Below are 16,113 nucleotides of genomic sequence, written 5' to 3' on the forward strand. Positions count from 1 at the left end.
GAGACCATGTATCGGGTGATGCTGCTGCCCCGTGACACCGACACCCGTGAACTGCGCCAGGCGCTCTGGGCGCATCGCATCGGCCACTTCTTCACCGACGAGGACGAGGGCCGGGTGCTGTGGCTGATCGATCCCCAGCAGAAGGAGGCCATGCAGGGTCTGGTGATGCGCTGGCAGCGCGGCGAGCCGCTGATGCCGGAGGGCCGTACCCGGCAGCGGGCGCGGCGTCGCCCCGCCATGCCCGCCTGGCTGGCGCCCTTCCGCCAAGCGCCCGTCACCGCCTCCGCCCTGGCCCTGTGCCTGGCGGTATTCGCGGTGATGAGCGTGCTCGGCGATCTGGTGATCGCCGCCATGACGATCGTGCCGGTGGGTGTGGCCCAGGGCCAGCTGGCCTTCGGCAACCTGGGCGAGACCCTGGCCTCGGGGCAGGTGTGGCGGCTACTGTCGCCGGCCTTCCTGCACTTCGGTTGGATGCACCTAGTCTTCAACATGCTGTGGCTATGGTACTTCGGCCGCCAGGTCGAGGGCTTCCACGGCCGCGGGCGCATGCTGACGCTGCTGCTGGCCGCCGGCATCGGCGGCAACCTGGCCCAGTACGCCACCGGCACGGTGCTGTTCGGCGGCATGTCCGGGGTCGATTTCGCCCTGCTGGGCTACGTCTGGCTGATGTCGCGCCGGCGCCCCGGCGACGGCTTCTTCGTGCCCCAGATGCTGGTGGTGTTCATGCTCGGCTGGATGGTCTTCACCATGACCGACGTGGCCGAACTGTTCGGCTTCGGCAACGTGGCCAACGAGGCGCACCTGGGCGGGCTGGTCGTGGGGCTGGCGTTCGGCTGGTATCATTCCCGTTCACGCCGTGTCCGGCGCTGATCTTCCCGTTTCGTTTCCGCCAGAGAAGCCTGCCATGAGCGATATGACCTTCGAGCGCATGATCCAGCAGATGACGCCGTCCATCTACGAGAGCCTCAAGCAGGCGGTGTCCCTGCGCAAGTGGCCGGATGGCCGCTTCCTGACCTCCGAGCAGACCGAGCTGTGTCTCGAGGCGGTGATGCGCTACGAGGCCGAGAATAACGTGCCCGCCGAGCAGCGCGTCGGCTATCTGGAGCGTCGCACCTGCGGCGCCGACAGCAGCGGTGCCGGCGTGTCTGCGGAACAGGCCGGCCTCGGTCGGGACGTCGGCCGTGGCTGAGGCCGTCGCCCTGACGGGCTGCTTGACCAAGATGGCAGTGACGCCGGGATCGCCGTCGCGCTACACCCTGCGCGCCGGCGACGAGCGTCTCGGCCTCAACGACCTGCTCGGCCAACCGCTGCGGCTGACCTGGACCGGCGCCATCGCCTGCACCCACTGTGGACGGGCGACGAAGAAGAGCTTCGGCCAGGGCCATTGCTATCCCTGCTTCAAGAAGCTGGCCCGGTGCGATACCTGCATCATGAAGCCCGAGCAGTGCCACTACTTCCAGGGTACCTGCCGCGAGCCCGAGTGGGGTGAGACCCACTGCTTCCGGCCCCATGTGGTCTACCTGGCCAACGCCTCAGGGCTCAAGGTCGGCATCACCCGCGGCACCCAGGTGCCGACCCGCTGGCTCGACCAGGGCGCCGTCCAGGCGCTGCCGATTCTCGAGGTCGATACCCGCCAGCAGTCCGGCTTCGTCGAGGTGCTGTTCAAGGACGAGGTCTCGGATCGCACCAACTGGCGCGCCATGCTCAAGGGCGAGGCCGTGGAGCTCGATCTGCCCGGCGAACGCGACCGGCTGCTCGAGCGCCTCGCACCGGGCCTGCTCGCGCTGCGCGAGCGCTTCGGCCATGACGCCATCCGCGAGCTCGACGTCGCGCCCTACGCCTTCGAGTACCCGGTGCTCGAGCATCCCACCAAGGTGGTCTCCCACAACTTCGACAAGGCGCCCAAGGTCGCCGGCACGCTGCTCGGCATCAAGGGCCAGTACCTGATCCTCGACAGTGGCGTGATCAACCTGCGCAAGTTCACGGGCTATGAGGTCACCGTCGAGGCGTGAGGGCCGCGCCTCCCGCGGGTAGCGCGAGCTGGAACGATTGCCCTGGCATGCAAAAGCCCCGCCGCGGCGGGGCTTCGTCGTTGGCGCCTCGATCGCCAAGCAAGGTTCAGGAGGCCTGGAAGTCCTGAGTGGTCCTGGGGTCCCTTGCCGCCTGTGTTGCTGGCTCGGTGCGCCAGATGGCGATGTTGGCGAAGCCATAGAAGAGAGTAATGGCCAGGACCAGCAGGTGGTACCACAGGAAAGGCAAGTAGGTGAGCGTCGAGACGCCCAGCGTGGTGGCCATGAAGACGCCGCCATCCGTCCAGGGCACCATCGGGGTCGTGATGGTCCCGCCGGCCTCGGCGTTGCGTGACAGCACACGGCGATCCACGCCCTGGTCGTCGTAATTCTTTTCGGTGATGGTGCTCGCGGTGATCAGCGAGACATAGGCGGCACCGCCGAAGAAGTTGCCGAAGAAGCCCCCCAGCATGGTGGAGACCGTCAGGCGGCCGGGATTGTCGGCCCAGCGCAGGAAACCGTTGCTGATCGCCTGCAGGATGCCGACCTGCTTCATCAGGCCGCCGAGACCGAGCGCGAACAGGATCAGGGCCACCACGCCCAGCATGGACTCGATGCCGCCGCGATTCAGCAGGGTATCCAGGAAGGGCACGTTCGACTGCATGGCATTGCCGGTGTAAGCGATGCGAATCGCCTCGATGGGATCCGTTCCCTGTGCCAGCCAGGCGCAGACGCTACCCAGGACCGCCCCGAAGGTGATCACGGGAATGGCCGGGAAGCGGCGCGTGAGCAGGGCGATGACGACCACCGCCGGCAGCAGCAACCAGGGGCTGATCGAGAAGTGGCTCTCGAGAGCCTGCATGGCGACCGAGGCGCGAGAGGTATCAGCGCTGTCGCTGATGTAAAAGAACCCGACGATCAAAAACAGGATCGAGACGATGGCGATCGCAGGGAGGCTGACCCACATCATGGAGCGGATATGCTCGATCAGCTTGACCTTGCAGAGCGAGGCCGTCATTACCGTGGTATCGGAAAGCGGGGACATCTTGTCGCCCACGTAGGCGCCCGAGATCACGGCACCGGCGACCAGGGGCAGGGGAATGCCGAAGCTGTGCCCGATCCCCATCATGGCGACCCCGGCGGTACCGGCCGTGCCGAAGGACGTGCCCGTGGCCAGGGAGGTCAAGGCACAGATGATGAACGCGGCGAACAGGAAGATCTGCGGACTCATCACCGACAGGCCGTAGTAGATGATGCTGGGCACGACGCCGCCGGCGATCCAGGTGCCGATCAGGGCCCCCACGGTGGTGAGGACGAGCACGGCCTCCATGCCGTTGTGAATGCCATCGATCAGCCCTTTCTGCATGTGTTCGTACGGCACCTTGAGCCTCAGGCCCAGGCCCATGACCAGGAACCAGGAGGCGAAGAGCGCAAGCTGAATGGGAAGCTGTAGCTGGTTGATGCTGAGGAACATGATGGCGATGAAGCCGACCATGATGGCAAGCACTTCTGCCATGGTGGGCAGTCGTGTCGGACCCGCGGATACAGTCATGTTGACTCCTTTGGTGTTGTTGTCTGACGTCTGGGGGTGAGAATCAGGCGAAGCGGTTCAGCCGATAGGGCTGCAGGTCGGGAAGAGACCGCTCGCCGGTGGCATCTGGAGGCGATCCAGGGTTGGCGAGGTGTGTGATGATGTCGGCGGTCAGCGCCGCCTGGGTGAGTCCGAGATGGTGATGGCCGAAGGCCAGCAGGACCCTGCCGTCCTTGACGGCATCGATGATGGGCAGGGAATCGGGCAGCGAAGGGCGAAACCCCATCCAGGGAGTCGCGGAGCCGGCGTCCAGCTCCGTCTCGAACAGGCCGTGACTCAGGCGATGCAGCTGCCAGGCCCGCTGCATGTTGGGAGGGCGCGTCAGCCCGGCGAACTCGACGGTGCCGGCCAGCCGCAGGCCATGTGCCATGGGCGTCATGATGAAGCGCCGTTCGAGGGACGTGACCGCCACGGGGAGGCGCTCGCGCTCCTTGGGCAGCATCAGGTGATAGCCTCTCTCGGTGTCCAGCGGGACCCTGATGCCCGTCAGCGAGGCGGTGAGCGGTGCCGAGTGGGCCCCGCAGCTCACCAGGACCTTGCTGGCGGTCAGCGTCCGGGTGCGGGTGACGAGGGTGACGCCTCGTTCGTCGACCCGGCCGCTCACTGCCTCGTCCCGGGCAAAGATGACGCCGTTTTCCCGGGCGGCGTCGACGAGGGCCTCGACGACGCGCTGGGGATCCACGACGTGCCCCGTCTCCGGAAAGAAGAGGCCACCACGGATGCCCTGAGACAGCGCCGGGGCGAAGTCACGGACCGCATCGCCCCGCCAGTGCTCGACGGCTACACGTTGGTCCTCCAGGCGCGACTGCAGGGCCTCGATTTCTTTGCCCGTCTCGGCCCGCTCGTACACCAGGAACGATCCGTCGCTTTTCAACAGCCGGGGTTGATCGATGGAAACCAGCAGATGGCGCCAGGCCGCCAGGCTCCTCTCGTTCAGCGCACGGATGCCCGAGGCGCTGCGTTGATAGGGCGCCCGGCGGAGGTTCCAGAGTAGCCGTGCGAACCAGGGCAGGGCACGAGGGACATGCCGCCAGTCGAGACGCAGCGGCCCCATGGGGTCTCTCAGCATGCCGGGCAGGCGCGCCAGGATCGAGGCATCGGCGATGGGAAAGACCTGCTCGGTGGCCATGTGCCCGGCATTGCCATAGGAAGCCCCTATGCCGGGAGCCTGCCTGTCCATCACCACTACCCGCTGGCCCTGCCGGCTGAGCGACAGGGCACATGCCACGCCTATGACCCCGGCGCCTACCACGACGATATCGGCGTCGACGGCCGGGGAGTGTGCTGTCCGATGTTCCGAGGCCATCGCGTTTCCTTCATCCCATTTTGTCGATTGTATAAAATATATGTTAGCCAGATTCTGGCTGCAATGTCGATGTCGACGAAAGTCGAGTCGAATCGGCGAGCGATCGAGATGGATGACAGTGGAGGGGGAGTCGAGGGCCGGGCGGCGTCAGGTCGCCGGAGAAACCGGCCTGGCAAGCGCTGGGAGGCGATCAGGCGTCAATGCGACGCGAGACGGGTGGGGCGTTCGGAACGGTCATGGCGATCTATCCGGCGCGTCGAGCCGAATGCTCGTGAACAGGTCAGGAGGCGAATCGAGGCGTCACGCCTCCTGAAGGTGGCGAGAACGTTCCTCCAGCACGGCCACGATGCCTTCGCAGGCTTCCGCGATATGCTGCTCCAGCAGCGCGCAGGCCCGATCGATCTCTCCCCGGCGTGCCAGTTCGAGCAGATCGTGGTGTTCCCGTTCCGCCTTCTCGATCTCCTGGGTGTAGAGCAACTGCATGCGAATGTAGCGATCGGACTTGGTGTTCAACTGGCCGATCAGCGACATCGTCTCGGGGAGTCCGGCGGGTGCATACAGGGCTTGATGAAAGGCGAAGTTGTAGTCGCTCCAGTTGTCGATCTGCCCGCCGGAATCCAGCGCGGCGTCGTATTGGCGCAGGAGATTCTCGGCATGCTGGAGATCGGCGTCGGAGAGTTCGGGGATCGCGCGCTTCAGGACATAGGACTCGAGGAGGATGCGTAACTCGAACAACTCGCGAATCTTGGCCACGGAGAGTTCCGTCGTGAAGGCGCCACGGTGCGCGTGGAACTCCACCAGCCCCTCCGATTCCAGGGCCAGCAGGGCTTCCCGGACGGGAATGCGGCTGACCTCGTAATCCTTGGCCAAGGCGTCCTGACGTAGCTGGGTGCCGCCCTGGAACTCCCCGCCGAGAATGCGGCGGCGGAGATCGTCCGCGACGAACTGTGCCCGTGTCTTGTATGTCGGCATGGCCTCGCTCCCCACCTGTGCGCGTAGTATTGCACATTGTATACAAACTACGATGGGTGTCCATGGCTCCGAGCCGCGAGGACAGGGTCGACGTGGTGGCAGGGGGCGGCTCGGCCTTGCCGAGGAGGCCGACAGGCATGGGCCTGCCCGCCCTCGACCATGAAGAGGGCGGGCAGGTGGCTTGCCAGGGAGGCCTCAGGCCTCTCGCCGGCCATCGACCAGGCGGCTGACGCCGGCCGGGTTACCGTCCCGGATCGCCTCGGGCAACAGGCCCTGGGGCAGGTTCTGGTAGCACACCGGGCGCAGGAAACGATGGATCGCCGCGCTGCCCACCGAGGTGGTGCGCGCGTCCGAGGTGGCCGGATAAGGCCCGCCGTGGACCATGGCGTGGCACACCTCGACGCCGGTGGGCCAGCCGTTGGCCATCACCCGGCCGGCGCGACGCTCCAGGGTCGGCAGCAGCTTGCGTGCCGCGTCCAGGTCGCCGTCGTCCATCTGCAGGGTGGCGGTGAGCTGGCCTTCCAGGGACTCGGCCACACGCTTGACCTCGTCGAGGTCGGCGCACTCGACCACCAGCGAGGTGGCGCCGAAGACCTCGGCCTGCAGCGCCTCCTCACGAAGGAAGTCCTGCGCGCTGGCCACGAACAGCCCGGTCTGGCAGGCGTTAGGGCCCTCGCCGGCGTCGCCGCGGGCGACCTCGCGGGCCTTGCTGCTTTGCATGAGGCCGTCGACGCCCTGCACGTAGGCCTCAAAGATGCCCGGGGTCAGCATGGTCTGGGCCGTGGAGCCCTTCACCGCCTCGCCGGCGGCGGCCACGAAGGCATCGAGCGCCTCGCCCTTGACGGCGATGACCAGCCCGGGGTTGGTGCAGAACTGACCGGCGCCCATGTTCAGCGAGCCGACGAAGGCCTCGCCCAGCGCCTGGCCACGCGCCTTGAGCGCTTCCGGCAGCAGAAATACCGGGTTGATGGAGCTCATTTCGGCGTAGACCGGGATCGGCTCGGGACGCTCTTGCGCCGCCTGCATCAGGGCGGTGCCGCCGCTGCGCGAGCCGGTGAAGCCCACCGCCTTGATGCGCGGATCGCGGACCAGCGCCTGGCCGAGCTCGCGGCCGGAACCATACAGCAGCGAGAACACGCCCTCGGGCAGCTCGCACCTGGCCACCGCGCGCTGCACGGCGCGGCCGACCAGCTCGCTGGTGCCGGGGTGGGCGGCGTGGGCCTTGACCACCACCGGGCAGCCGGCGGCCAAGCTTGATGCGGTATCGCCGCCGGCCACGGAGAAGGCCAGCGGGAAGTTGGAGGCGCCGAACACGGCGACCGGGCCCAGGGCGATGTGGCGCTGGCGCAGGTCGACCCGCGGCATCGGCGTCCGCTCCGGCAGGGCCGGATCGAGGCGCACGTCGAGCCACTCGCCGGCGCGCACGACCTTGGCGAACAGGCGCAGCTGGCCGCAGGTGCGGCCGCGCTCGCCCTCCAGCCGGGCCCGCGGCAGGCCGGACTCGGCCATGGCGCGGGTGATCAGCTCATCGCCGATGGCCTCGATCTCGTCGGCCACGGTCTCGAGGAAGGCGGCGCGGGCCTCGAGGCCGGTCTCGCGATAGGTATCGAAGGCGGCCCAGGCCAGTTCGCAGGCCTGCTCGACCTCGGACTGGGCGCCGGCGGGATAGGCCGGGGACAGGGTCTCGCCGGTGGCGGGGTCGACGGCGTGGATCGGCTTGCCGTCGCTGGTCACGGCCTGCTGGCCGATCAGTTGCTTGCCTTCCAGGGTCATGTTGCCTCCTGAGGTCACAGGGATTGAACGGTGGCGTCGAGAGACGGCGCGAATCGAGCGTGGGATGTCGCCAGCCGCCGGAGCGGCCCGAGTGCATGGCTGCGTCGATTCGCGCGTTGTCAGGCCGAGGGCAAGGTCATGCCTCGCGGTGGGAGGCGGACCACTCGGCGTACCATGTCTTGAACAGTGCATACTGCGTTTCGATGTACTGACGTTGCGCCTCCGTCAGGGCATCGGTCTCGTTGAAGTGCAGGACGTACTCGTGGTCGCCATTGAGCACCATCAGATGCTTGTAATAGAGGACCAGGTCGGCGCCCTCGTCGAAGGAGGACAGAACGCCCAGGGCTTCCTCGAGCTCCTTCGCCAGCCGGCGCGCCCGGACATCGCCACGGGCGGCCTGCTTGCTCAGCGATACCAGGTGCAGGACTTCGCGCGGCAGGGCATTGCCGATGCCGGTGATCGCACCGGTGGCATTGCAGTTGACGAAGCCATGGAACACCGTGGTGTCGACACCGACCATCAGGGTGACGTCGTCGTCCTGAGAGGTGATGTGCTCGGCGGCGTAGCGCAGATCCTCGGCCCCGCCGAACTCCTTGAAGCCGATCAGGTTCGGATATGCCTCCCGCAGGGCGAAGAACAGCTCGGCACGCGTGGCGAAGCCGTAGTAGGGGCTGTTGTAGATCACCGCCGGAAGCTGGGGCGCAGCCTCCAGGATGGCGGAGAAATGCGCTTTCTGGGCGGCGGCCGAGGTGCCGCGCGACAGTACGCGGGGAATCACCATCAGGCCGTGGGCGCCGACCTCGGCGGCATGGGCCGCATGGGATACGGCTTCCCGGGTGTTGACCGCGCCGGTGCCGACGATGGTCGGGACGCCCGCGGCGACCAGGCGCGCCACGCCTTCCTGGCGTTCCGCCTCGGTCAACAGCGGCCAGTCACCCATCGACCCGCAGTAGACCACGGCGCTCATGCCGATATCGATGAGCTCGAGCCCCTTGGCGACCAGGGCGTCGAAGTCCGGCTTGCGGTCCGGCGTGCAGGGGGTCATCAGGGCGGGGATGCAGCCGGTAAAGATGTTGTCGTTCATGTCGTCTCCTTGGGTATGGCCTGGATGGTCGGGTTGTTGGTCCCGCGCCTCGTCGGGCCGGGCCGGTGTGGGTCACGACGTCGCGATGCCCCAGGCAAACGGGTCCCGGTCGTCGATCAGCAGGGTGTTGTCGGCACTCAGATAGGCGCGGCCCTTGATATAGGGGCGAATGCGCTCGCCTTCCCACTCGTAGTAGCCCTCGAAGTGGCTGCCGGTGATGCTGGCCTGCAGCCAGGGGCGGTGGGGGGCCAGCTTGCCGTCGGCGGCCAGGCAGGCCAGTTTGGCGCTCGTGCCGGTTCCGCAGGGCGAGCGGTCGTAGGCCTTGCCCGGGCAGAGCACGAAGTTGCGGCTGTCGGCCGCCGGATCGTCGGCGAACAGCTCGATGTGATCGATCGCGGCTCCGTCCTCGCCGGTGATCGCCTGTGATTCGAGCGCCTGGCGGATGGCCCAGGTGAAGGTCGTCAGGGGCTCGACGTTGTCGAGATCCAGTGCCTGGTCGTGCTCGCCGACCAGGAAGAACCAGTTGCCGCCCCAGGCGATGTCGCCGTGCACCAGGCCGAATCCCGGCACCTCGACGCCGACGCGCCGCCGGTAGCGGTAGGCCGGCACGTTACGCACCGTGACGGCGCCGTCGTCGTGCAGGGTGGCGCTGATGGGGCCCACCGGGGTATCGATCTTGTGCTCGCCCGGGGCGATGTGGCCAAGGTGATGCAGCGAGGCGATCAGGCCGATCGTGCCGTGGCCGCACATGCCCAGATAGCCGGCGTTGTTGAAGAAGATGACGCCACAGGTCGCATCGGCCGACTCCGGCGCGCAATACAGGGCGCCGACGAGCACGTCATGGCCGCGTGGCTCCAGCATGCAGGCGCGCCGCCAGTCGTCGTGTGCGTCGCGCAGGGCGTCACGCTTCTCGGCCATGGTGGCGCCGGGAAGGTCCGGAAAGCCGCCCATCACCAGGCGAGTCGGTTCGCCGGCCGTGTGGGAATCGATGACATGCACGCGTTTCATGGGTACCCCCGGTTGGTCTTGTCTTGAGGATCGAGTGGGTCGCTATCGAGCAATGTCGAGTGCTGCGCTGTCGTTTTTTATATTTTATACAATCTTCAAAGTGCTTTGTGAAGTCGTCAGTGTCATCACCAGGCCGAGTCCATGGACGAGCGGCCCTCTGGCGAGGGGCGCCGGGCTCGGTCAGGGCGTGGTGCTGCTAGGCAGAGGGACGGCGTCGGTGCCTGGCGGGAAGGGGCCGCTTGTGTCGCCGGATGTGGGCGAGGCGTGGGTTCGCCCGATACCGATGTCAGGGGAGGGGAGTGTCCGTCGAAAAAGCCGAACCGGGGGCCGGTTCGGCTGGCTATCTGGGCAATGGAGTCGATGTCGCGGCGTAGGCTTACGAGGGGAAGGAGAACTGCGCCCCTTCACGCACGCCGGCCGACGGCCAGCGCTGGGTGACGGTCTTGCGCCGGGTATAGAAGCGCACGGCGTCCGGGCCGTAGGCGGAGAGGTCGCCGAACAGCGAGCGCTTCCAGCCGCCGAAGCTGTGGTAGGACACCGGCACCGGCAGCGGCACGTTGATGCCGACCATGCCCACCTGGATGCGGTCGCTGAAGTAGCGGGCCGCCTCGCCGTCGCGGGTGTAGATGCAGGTGCCGTTGCCGTACTCGTGGTCGTCGATCAGCTTCATGGCGGCTTCCATGGAGTCGACGCGCACTACCAGCAGTACCGGCCCGAAGATCTCCTCGAGGTAGCTGGTCATGTCCGGCGTCACGCGGTCGATCAGGGTGCCGCCGACGTAGAAGCCCCGCTCGTGCCCCGGCACCTGGACGCCTCGGCCGTCGACGACGATCTCGGCGCCCTGTTGGGCGGCGCTGTCGATGTAGCCGCAGACCTTCTCCTGGTGCGCCTTGGTGATCACCGGGCCGAAGTCGTTCTCGGCATCATGGAAGGGGCCGACCTTCAGCGAGGTCATCTGCGCCTGCATCTTGGCGATCAGGGCATCGGCGGCCTCGTCGCCCACCGCCACGGCCACCGACAGCGCCATACAGCGCTCGCCGGAGGAGCCGAAGGCGGCCCCGGTCAGCGAGCTGACCACGTTGTCCATGTCGGCGTCCGGCATCACGATGGCGTGATTCTTGGCGCCGCCGAGCGCCTGGCAGCGCTTGCCGTTGGCGCTGGCGCGGGAGTAGATGGTTTCGGCGATCGGGGTGGAGCCGACGAAGCTGACCGCCTGGACGCGGGCGTCGTCGAGCAGGGTGTCGACGGCTTCCTTGTCGCCGTTGACCACGTTGAGCACCCCGGCGGGCAGGCCCGCCTCCAGCGCCAGCTCGGCGATGTAGAGGGTGGCGGTCGGGTCGCGCTCGGAGGGCTTGAGCACGAAGGTGTTGCCGCAGGCGATGGCCATCGGGTACATCCACAGCGGCACCATGGCCGGGAAGTTGAACGGCGTGATGCCGGCGACCACGCCCAGCGGCTGGAAGTCGCTCCAGGAATCGATGCCGGGGCCGGTGTTCTTGCTGTACTCGCCCTTGAGCAGTTCCGGCGCGCCGCAGGCGTACTCGATGTTCTCGATGCCGCGCTGCAGCTCGCCCCTGGCGTCGTGGACGATCTTGCCGTGTTCCTGGCCGATCAGCCGACAGATCTCATCGGCGTTCTGCTCCAGCAGTGCCTTGAAGCGGTACATGATGCGGGCCCGCTTGGCCGGCGGGGTATCGCGCCATGCCGGGAAGGCGGCCTGGGCAGCGGCGATGGCCTCCTCGACGGTGGCCTGGCTGGCCAGGGCGACCTGGCCGGCGACCTCGCCGGTGGAAGGGTTGTAGAGGTCCTGGGTGCGCGCGTCGTCGTCGATCCGGACGCCGTTGATCAGATGGCCGAGTGTGGTCATGGATGTCCTCTCAGTGGCAGGTGGTGGTGAATGCGTCAGTCGAGTTCATTGATGGCGTCGCCCAGGGCATTGATCAGGCGGTCGATCTCCTCGCGTTCGACGATGAAGGGCAGGCCGAGCTGGATGGTGTCGCCGCCGTAGCGCACGTAGAAGCCCTTTTCCCAGCACTTCATGGCGATCTCGTAGGGGCGCCGGGCCGGTTCGCCTGGGTAGGGCTCGATCTGCAGGGCACCGGCGAGGCCGTAGTTGCGGATGTCGCTGATGTAGCGAGTGCCCTTGAGCCCGTGCAGGGCGTTCTCGAAGCTCGGCGCCATTTCCTTCACGCGTTCGATCAGGCGGTCGTTCTCGAGCACGTCGAGGGATGCCAGCGCCGCGGCGCAGGCCACCGGATGGCCCGAATAGGTGTAGCCGTGGGGCAGCTCCATCATGTAGTCGGGGCCGCCGTGTTCCATGAAGGTCCGGTAGATCTCGCCCTTCACGATGACCCCCCCCATGGGCACCGCGCCGTTGGTGAGCTGCTTGGCGACGTTCAGGATGTCCGGCACCACGCCGAACTCCTCGGCGCCGGTCATCGACCCCATGCGGCCGAAGCCGGTGATCACCTCGTCGAAGATCAGCAGGATGTCGTGCTGATCGCAGATCTCGCGCAGGCGCTCGAGATACCCCTTGGGCGGCGGGATCACCCCGGCGGAGCCGGCCAGCGGCTCGACGATCACCGCGGCGATGTTGGAGGCGTCGTGCAGGGCGATCAGTTCCAGCAGCTCGTCGGCCCGTTCGGCGCCGCGCTGCGGCATGCCGCGGGTGAAGGCGTTGTCCTTGAGCAGGGTATGGGGCAGGTGGTCGGCATCCACGCCCTGGCCGAACAGGGTGCGGTTGGCGCCGATGCCGCCCAGGCTGAAGCCACCGAAGTTGACGCCATGATAGCCCTTGGAGCGACCGATCAGCTTGGTCTTGGTCGCCTTGCCCTTCTTGCGCCAGTAGGCGCGGGCGATCTTCAGCGCGGTATCGGCGCTCTCCGAGCCGGAACCGGTGAAGAACACCTGGTCCAGCCCCTCGGGTGTCAGCTCGCGGATCCGATGGGCCAGCTCGAAGGCCTTGGGATGGCCGTACTGGAAGGCCGGGGCGTAATCCAGCTCGCCGAGCTGGCGGCTGACCGCCTCGGCGATCTCGGGGCGGCAATGACCGGCGCCGCAGGTCCACAGCCCCGAGAGGCCGTCGAAGACGCGTCGTCCCTCGGCGTCGGTGAGATAGCTGCCCCGGGCGCCGGTGATGATGCGCGGGTCGCGCTTGAACTGGCGATTGCCGGTATAAGGCATCCAGTAGGCATCCAACTGCTCCGGGCTCAAGCCCGCGATGTGTGAGTCGTCTCGAACCGACATGGCAGCACCCCTCCTGTTGATAGGCCGTTTCAGGTCATTGCAGGTCGTCGTAAGGAAAAGGTAGGCCCGGGAGTGGATAAGTTAAATCTAGATATCTTTAATCACGTGAAAGCATTTGGTTAACTTTTTGCCTCGATGTCCGATACCCTTCGCGATGAACGTCCTCGACCAGAGAGCCGTGCCATGCCGACCCGCAAACAGGCCCTGTCGGGCCAGCCCAGCGATGCCGATCTTCGCCTGCTGCGTATTTACCGCAAGGTCGTGGAATGCGGCGGTTTTTCCGCCGCCGAGGTGGAGCTGAACATCAGCCGCGCGGCGATCAGCATGGCCATGAACGACTTGGAGGCGCGGCTCGGCCTGCGGCTCTGCCAGCGCGGCCGCAGCGGCTTCGCCCTGACCGACGAGGGCGCCGAGGTCTATGAGGCCACCCTGCAGCTGCAGGCGGCGGTGGAGGGCTTTCGCACCCGGGTCAATGGCCTGCACGCCTGGCTCAAGGGCGAACTCAATATCGGCATTACCGATAACCTGGTGACCATGCCGGAGATGCATATCACCGATGCGCTCAGCGCGCTCAAGGAGCGCGGGCCCGAGGTGCGCATCAACATCCGCATGATTCCGCCCAGCGATATCGAGCTGGCGGTGTTGGACGGCCGCCTGCATACCGGCGTGATACCGGCGCTCAAGACCCTTCCCGGGCTCGAGTATCTGTCGCTCTACGAGGAGCGCTCCCGGCTGTACTGCGCAGCCGACCATCCGCTGTTCGAGGCCGGCGAGGTGACGCGGGAGCGGCTGGCCGAATGCGATGCCGTGGTGCCCGCCTACGCCCAGGCGCCGGAGATCAAGGCGCTGCATGAGCCGCTCAGGGCGACCGCTTCGGCCACCGACCGCGAGGGCATCGCCTTTCTGATCCTGTCCGGCCGCTACATCGGCTACCTGCCGACCCACTACGCCGAGCGCTGGGTGCGCGACGGGCGAATGCGCGCCCTGAATCCCGGGACCTGCCGCTATGTCACCCGTTACAGCGCGATTACCCGCAAGGGGGCGCCGCCCAACCTGGTGCTGGAGAGCTACCTCGAGGAGTTGGGGCGCCTGGTGAAGCAGTGAGATCGCTGTTGTTCGGTGGTCATCCTCCCGATCCTCGATCCCGACACCTGCCTGCTCACATCCCGCTTGTCTCGCTTGACAAAGCAGCGGGGAGTGTCTTATTGGTTATAATTATTCGCATAAATATAATAATTGATTCATCGCCAGCACGATCCCTCCCGACGGCCATGGCCATCGGGGTCGCACCGCCCCATCCAAACAGAACAAGGGGATACACGATGAGAAAGACCCTCCGCTCCCGGAAGCTCGCCATCTACGGCGGCATGTTGCTGGGCTTCGTGATGCTCGAGAGCCCGATGATCCTGGTGGCCAACCAGATCGAGCCCATGGTCATGGGCATACCCTTCTTCCTGCTCTGGAACCTCGGCTGGTGGGCCTTCCTCACCGCCCTGTTCCTGGTGGCCTATCTCACTCACTGGGGGAGCAGCAGCCCCGCGCCCAGTGCCCGTCCCCGCGTCGAGGAGGCCGCATCATGACCGGTAGCATCCTGATCATCGCCGCCTTCATGATCATCCCGTTGATCGTGGGCGTCGTCTCGTCACGGCAGTCCCAGGGCACCAGCGAGGACTTCTTCGTCCAGGGCCGTGCCATGGGCAGCATCGCCGTGTTCTTCACGGTGGCCGCCACCTGGTGGAGCGCCTTCGCCTTCCTGGGGTCCAATGCCACCTTCTACACCAGTGGCCCCGTCTACCTGACGGCCCTGGCGTGGAACCTGCTGTTCGGCTTCATGTACTACTGGGTCGGCAAGCGGGTCTGGTTCCTGGGCAAGCGCTTCGACTACCTGACGCCCTCCGACCTGATGGGCGACTTCTACAACAGCGAGGCCCTGCGCGTGCTGGTCGCCGTGATCACCCTGGTGTTCACCGTGCCCTACCTGCAGATCCAGCTGACCGGCGGGGCCTACCTCATCGAGGTCGCCTCCGGCGGGGTCGTGCCCTTCTGGCTCGCCGCCCTGCTGTTCTACTTCATCATCATCGTCTACGTCTGGATCGGCGGGATTCGCGCCATCGCCTGGACGGACGTGATCTACGGTGCCCTGCTGTTCTTCGGCATGATGTTCGCCGGCTACTACATCTCCGGCCAGGTGGGTGGTCCCGCGGCGCTGTTCGCCCAGTTGCAGCAGTCGTCCCCCGAACACCTGACCCTGCCGGGGCCCGACGGCAACATGGGCTACAGCATGTGGTTCTCGCTGTTCGTCATCGTGGCCATCGGCGCCTTCATGGGTCCGCAGATCTGGCTGCGCATGTACTCGGTGAAGAGCGGCCGGCTGTTCAACCTGATGCCCTTCCTGCTCGGCCTCGCCGCCTTGGCCTACTTCGGATCGGTGCTGACCGGCTATACCGGCGTGCTGCTCGAGCCGGGCCTGGAAAATGCCGACCAGATCCTGCCGGTCATGCTGATGAACTATGCCCCCTACCTGCTGGCCTCCTTGATCATGGCCGCCGGCGCCGCCGCCGCCATGTCCACGGCCAATTCGCAGATCCATGCGGTGTCCACGGTGGTGACCATGGACATCTACCAGCGCTACGTGAACCGTCGGGCTTCCCAGGCACGCATCGTCACCGTGGGCCGGCTGTCGCTGGTGGGCTTCTCGCTGGCCGCCTATATCATGGCCCTGACCGTGCCCGGTCTGCTGGTGACCATCGGCATCGCCGCCCTGGCCGGCACCGCCCAGTTGATCGTGCCTACCCTCGGGGCCATCACCTGGCGCCGGGCGCACCCCATGGCCGCCTTCTGGGGGCTGATCGGCGGTGTCGCCAGCGTGTTGGTTCTCACCTACGGCGCCAGCGTCAGCAATCCCCTCGGCCTGCACGCCGGCATCTGGGGGCTGCTGGTCAACGGCGGGCTGTTCGTCGGCCTGAGCCTGCTGCTGGAGCGCCGCGATCCGGAGGTGGTCGAGCGCTTCGCCGAGGCGCGCCGGGACTACGACGCCGAGTTCCACCCGGAACGTCTCGAGGGCGAAGGCCATTCAACCGGCGAGGCCGTCTCGACCCGCTGATCCCATAGCCAGGGGCCTGCC

General features: G+C 66.7%; 14 protein-coding genes. 6 read left to right on the forward strand and 8 right to left on the reverse strand.

Annotated features, from left to right (window positions below; all coding sequences use genetic code 11):
* Positions 1-6: 6 nt before the first annotated feature.
* From ACXAFN_RS13025 to ACXAFN_RS13035, 3 genes are read left to right on the forward strand one after another with little or no spacing between them, the layout of a single operon-like run.
* Positions 7-870, forward strand: coding sequence for a rhomboid family intramembrane serine protease (locus ACXAFN_RS13025; RefSeq protein WP_474989234.1), 864 nt, complete (start codon positions 7-9; stop codon positions 868-870).
* 34 nt (positions 871-904) lie between these two features.
* Positions 905-1,189: a YeaC family protein gene (locus tag ACXAFN_RS13030; RefSeq protein WP_474989235.1), complete on the forward strand. Its 285-nt coding sequence runs from the start codon at positions 905-907 to the stop codon at positions 1,187-1,189.
* Between the two features lie 31 nt (positions 1,190-1,220).
* Positions 1,221-2,012, forward strand: coding sequence for a DUF2797 domain-containing protein (locus ACXAFN_RS13035; RefSeq protein WP_474990144.1), 792 nt, complete (start codon positions 1,221-1,223; stop codon positions 2,010-2,012).
* Between the two features lie 106 nt (positions 2,013-2,118).
* On the opposite strand, the gene nhaC is transcribed toward ACXAFN_RS13035, so the two are convergent.
* The 8 genes from nhaC to aptA all read right to left on the reverse strand — a co-directional run bounded on the left by nhaC (position 2,119) and on the right by aptA (position 12,989).
* On the reverse strand, positions 2,119-3,561 hold the full coding sequence (gene nhaC / locus ACXAFN_RS13040; protein ID WP_474989236.1) for a Na+/H+ antiporter NhaC: 1,443 nt from the start codon (positions 3,559-3,561) through the stop codon (positions 2,119-2,121).
* 43 nt (positions 3,562-3,604) lie between these two features.
* Positions 3,605-4,906: an NAD(P)/FAD-dependent oxidoreductase gene (locus ACXAFN_RS13045; RefSeq protein WP_474989237.1), complete on the reverse strand. Its 1,302-nt coding sequence runs from the start codon at positions 4,904-4,906 to the stop codon at positions 3,605-3,607.
* A gap of 300 nt (positions 4,907-5,206) precedes the next feature.
* Complete coding sequence (locus tag ACXAFN_RS13050; protein ID WP_474989238.1) at positions 5,207-5,878, reverse strand: GntR family transcriptional regulator; 672 nt, start codon at positions 5,876-5,878, stop codon at positions 5,207-5,209.
* 195 nt (positions 5,879-6,073) lie between these two features.
* Positions 6,074-7,651: an aldehyde dehydrogenase (NADP(+)) gene (locus ACXAFN_RS13055; protein WP_474989239.1), complete on the reverse strand. Its 1,578-nt coding sequence runs from the start codon at positions 7,649-7,651 to the stop codon at positions 6,074-6,076.
* 136 nt (positions 7,652-7,787) lie between these two features.
* Positions 7,788-8,735, reverse strand: a complete 948-nt coding sequence (locus ACXAFN_RS13060) for a dihydrodipicolinate synthase family protein (RefSeq protein WP_474989240.1) — start codon at positions 8,733-8,735, stop codon at positions 7,788-7,790.
* Positions 8,736-8,807: 72 nt separating this feature from the next.
* Positions 8,808-9,743 carry a 4-hydroxyproline epimerase gene (locus ACXAFN_RS13065; protein WP_474989241.1) on the reverse strand — a complete coding sequence of 312 codons (936 nt, stop codon included), beginning with the start codon at positions 9,741-9,743 and terminating at the stop codon, positions 8,808-8,810.
* Between the two features lie 376 nt (positions 9,744-10,119).
* The gene (locus tag ACXAFN_RS13070; protein WP_474989242.1) at positions 10,120-11,610 is read right to left on the reverse strand and encodes a CoA-acylating methylmalonate-semialdehyde dehydrogenase; all 1,491 of its coding nucleotides are present in this window, start codon (positions 11,608-11,610) and stop codon (positions 10,120-10,122) included.
* A gap of 35 nt (positions 11,611-11,645) precedes the next feature.
* On the reverse strand, positions 11,646-12,989 hold the full coding sequence (gene aptA, locus ACXAFN_RS13075) for an omega-aminotransferase AptA (protein ID WP_474989243.1): 1,344 nt from the start codon (positions 12,987-12,989) through the stop codon (positions 11,646-11,648).
* Between the two features lie 183 nt (positions 12,990-13,172).
* Between aptA and ACXAFN_RS13080 the strand changes: the two genes are divergently transcribed.
* From ACXAFN_RS13080 to ACXAFN_RS13090, 3 genes are all read left to right on the forward strand, one after another.
* Positions 13,173-14,093 carry a LysR family transcriptional regulator gene (locus ACXAFN_RS13080; protein ID WP_474989244.1) on the forward strand — a complete coding sequence of 307 codons (921 nt, stop codon included), beginning with the start codon at positions 13,173-13,175 and terminating at the stop codon, positions 14,091-14,093.
* A gap of 218 nt (positions 14,094-14,311) precedes the next feature.
* Positions 14,312-14,569 carry a hypothetical protein gene (locus ACXAFN_RS13085; protein ID WP_474989245.1) on the forward strand — a complete coding sequence of 86 codons (258 nt, stop codon included), beginning with the start codon at positions 14,312-14,314 and terminating at the stop codon, positions 14,567-14,569.
* Positions 14,566-16,092: a sodium:solute symporter family protein gene (locus ACXAFN_RS13090; RefSeq protein ID WP_474989246.1), complete on the forward strand. Its 1,527-nt coding sequence runs from the start codon at positions 14,566-14,568 to the stop codon at positions 16,090-16,092. Before ACXAFN_RS13085 ends, ACXAFN_RS13090 begins: the two co-directional genes overlap by 4 nt.
* Positions 16,093-16,113: the final 21 nt, after the last annotated feature.

It is taken from the genome of Halomonas sp. ABH4_019, assembly GCF_056159885.1.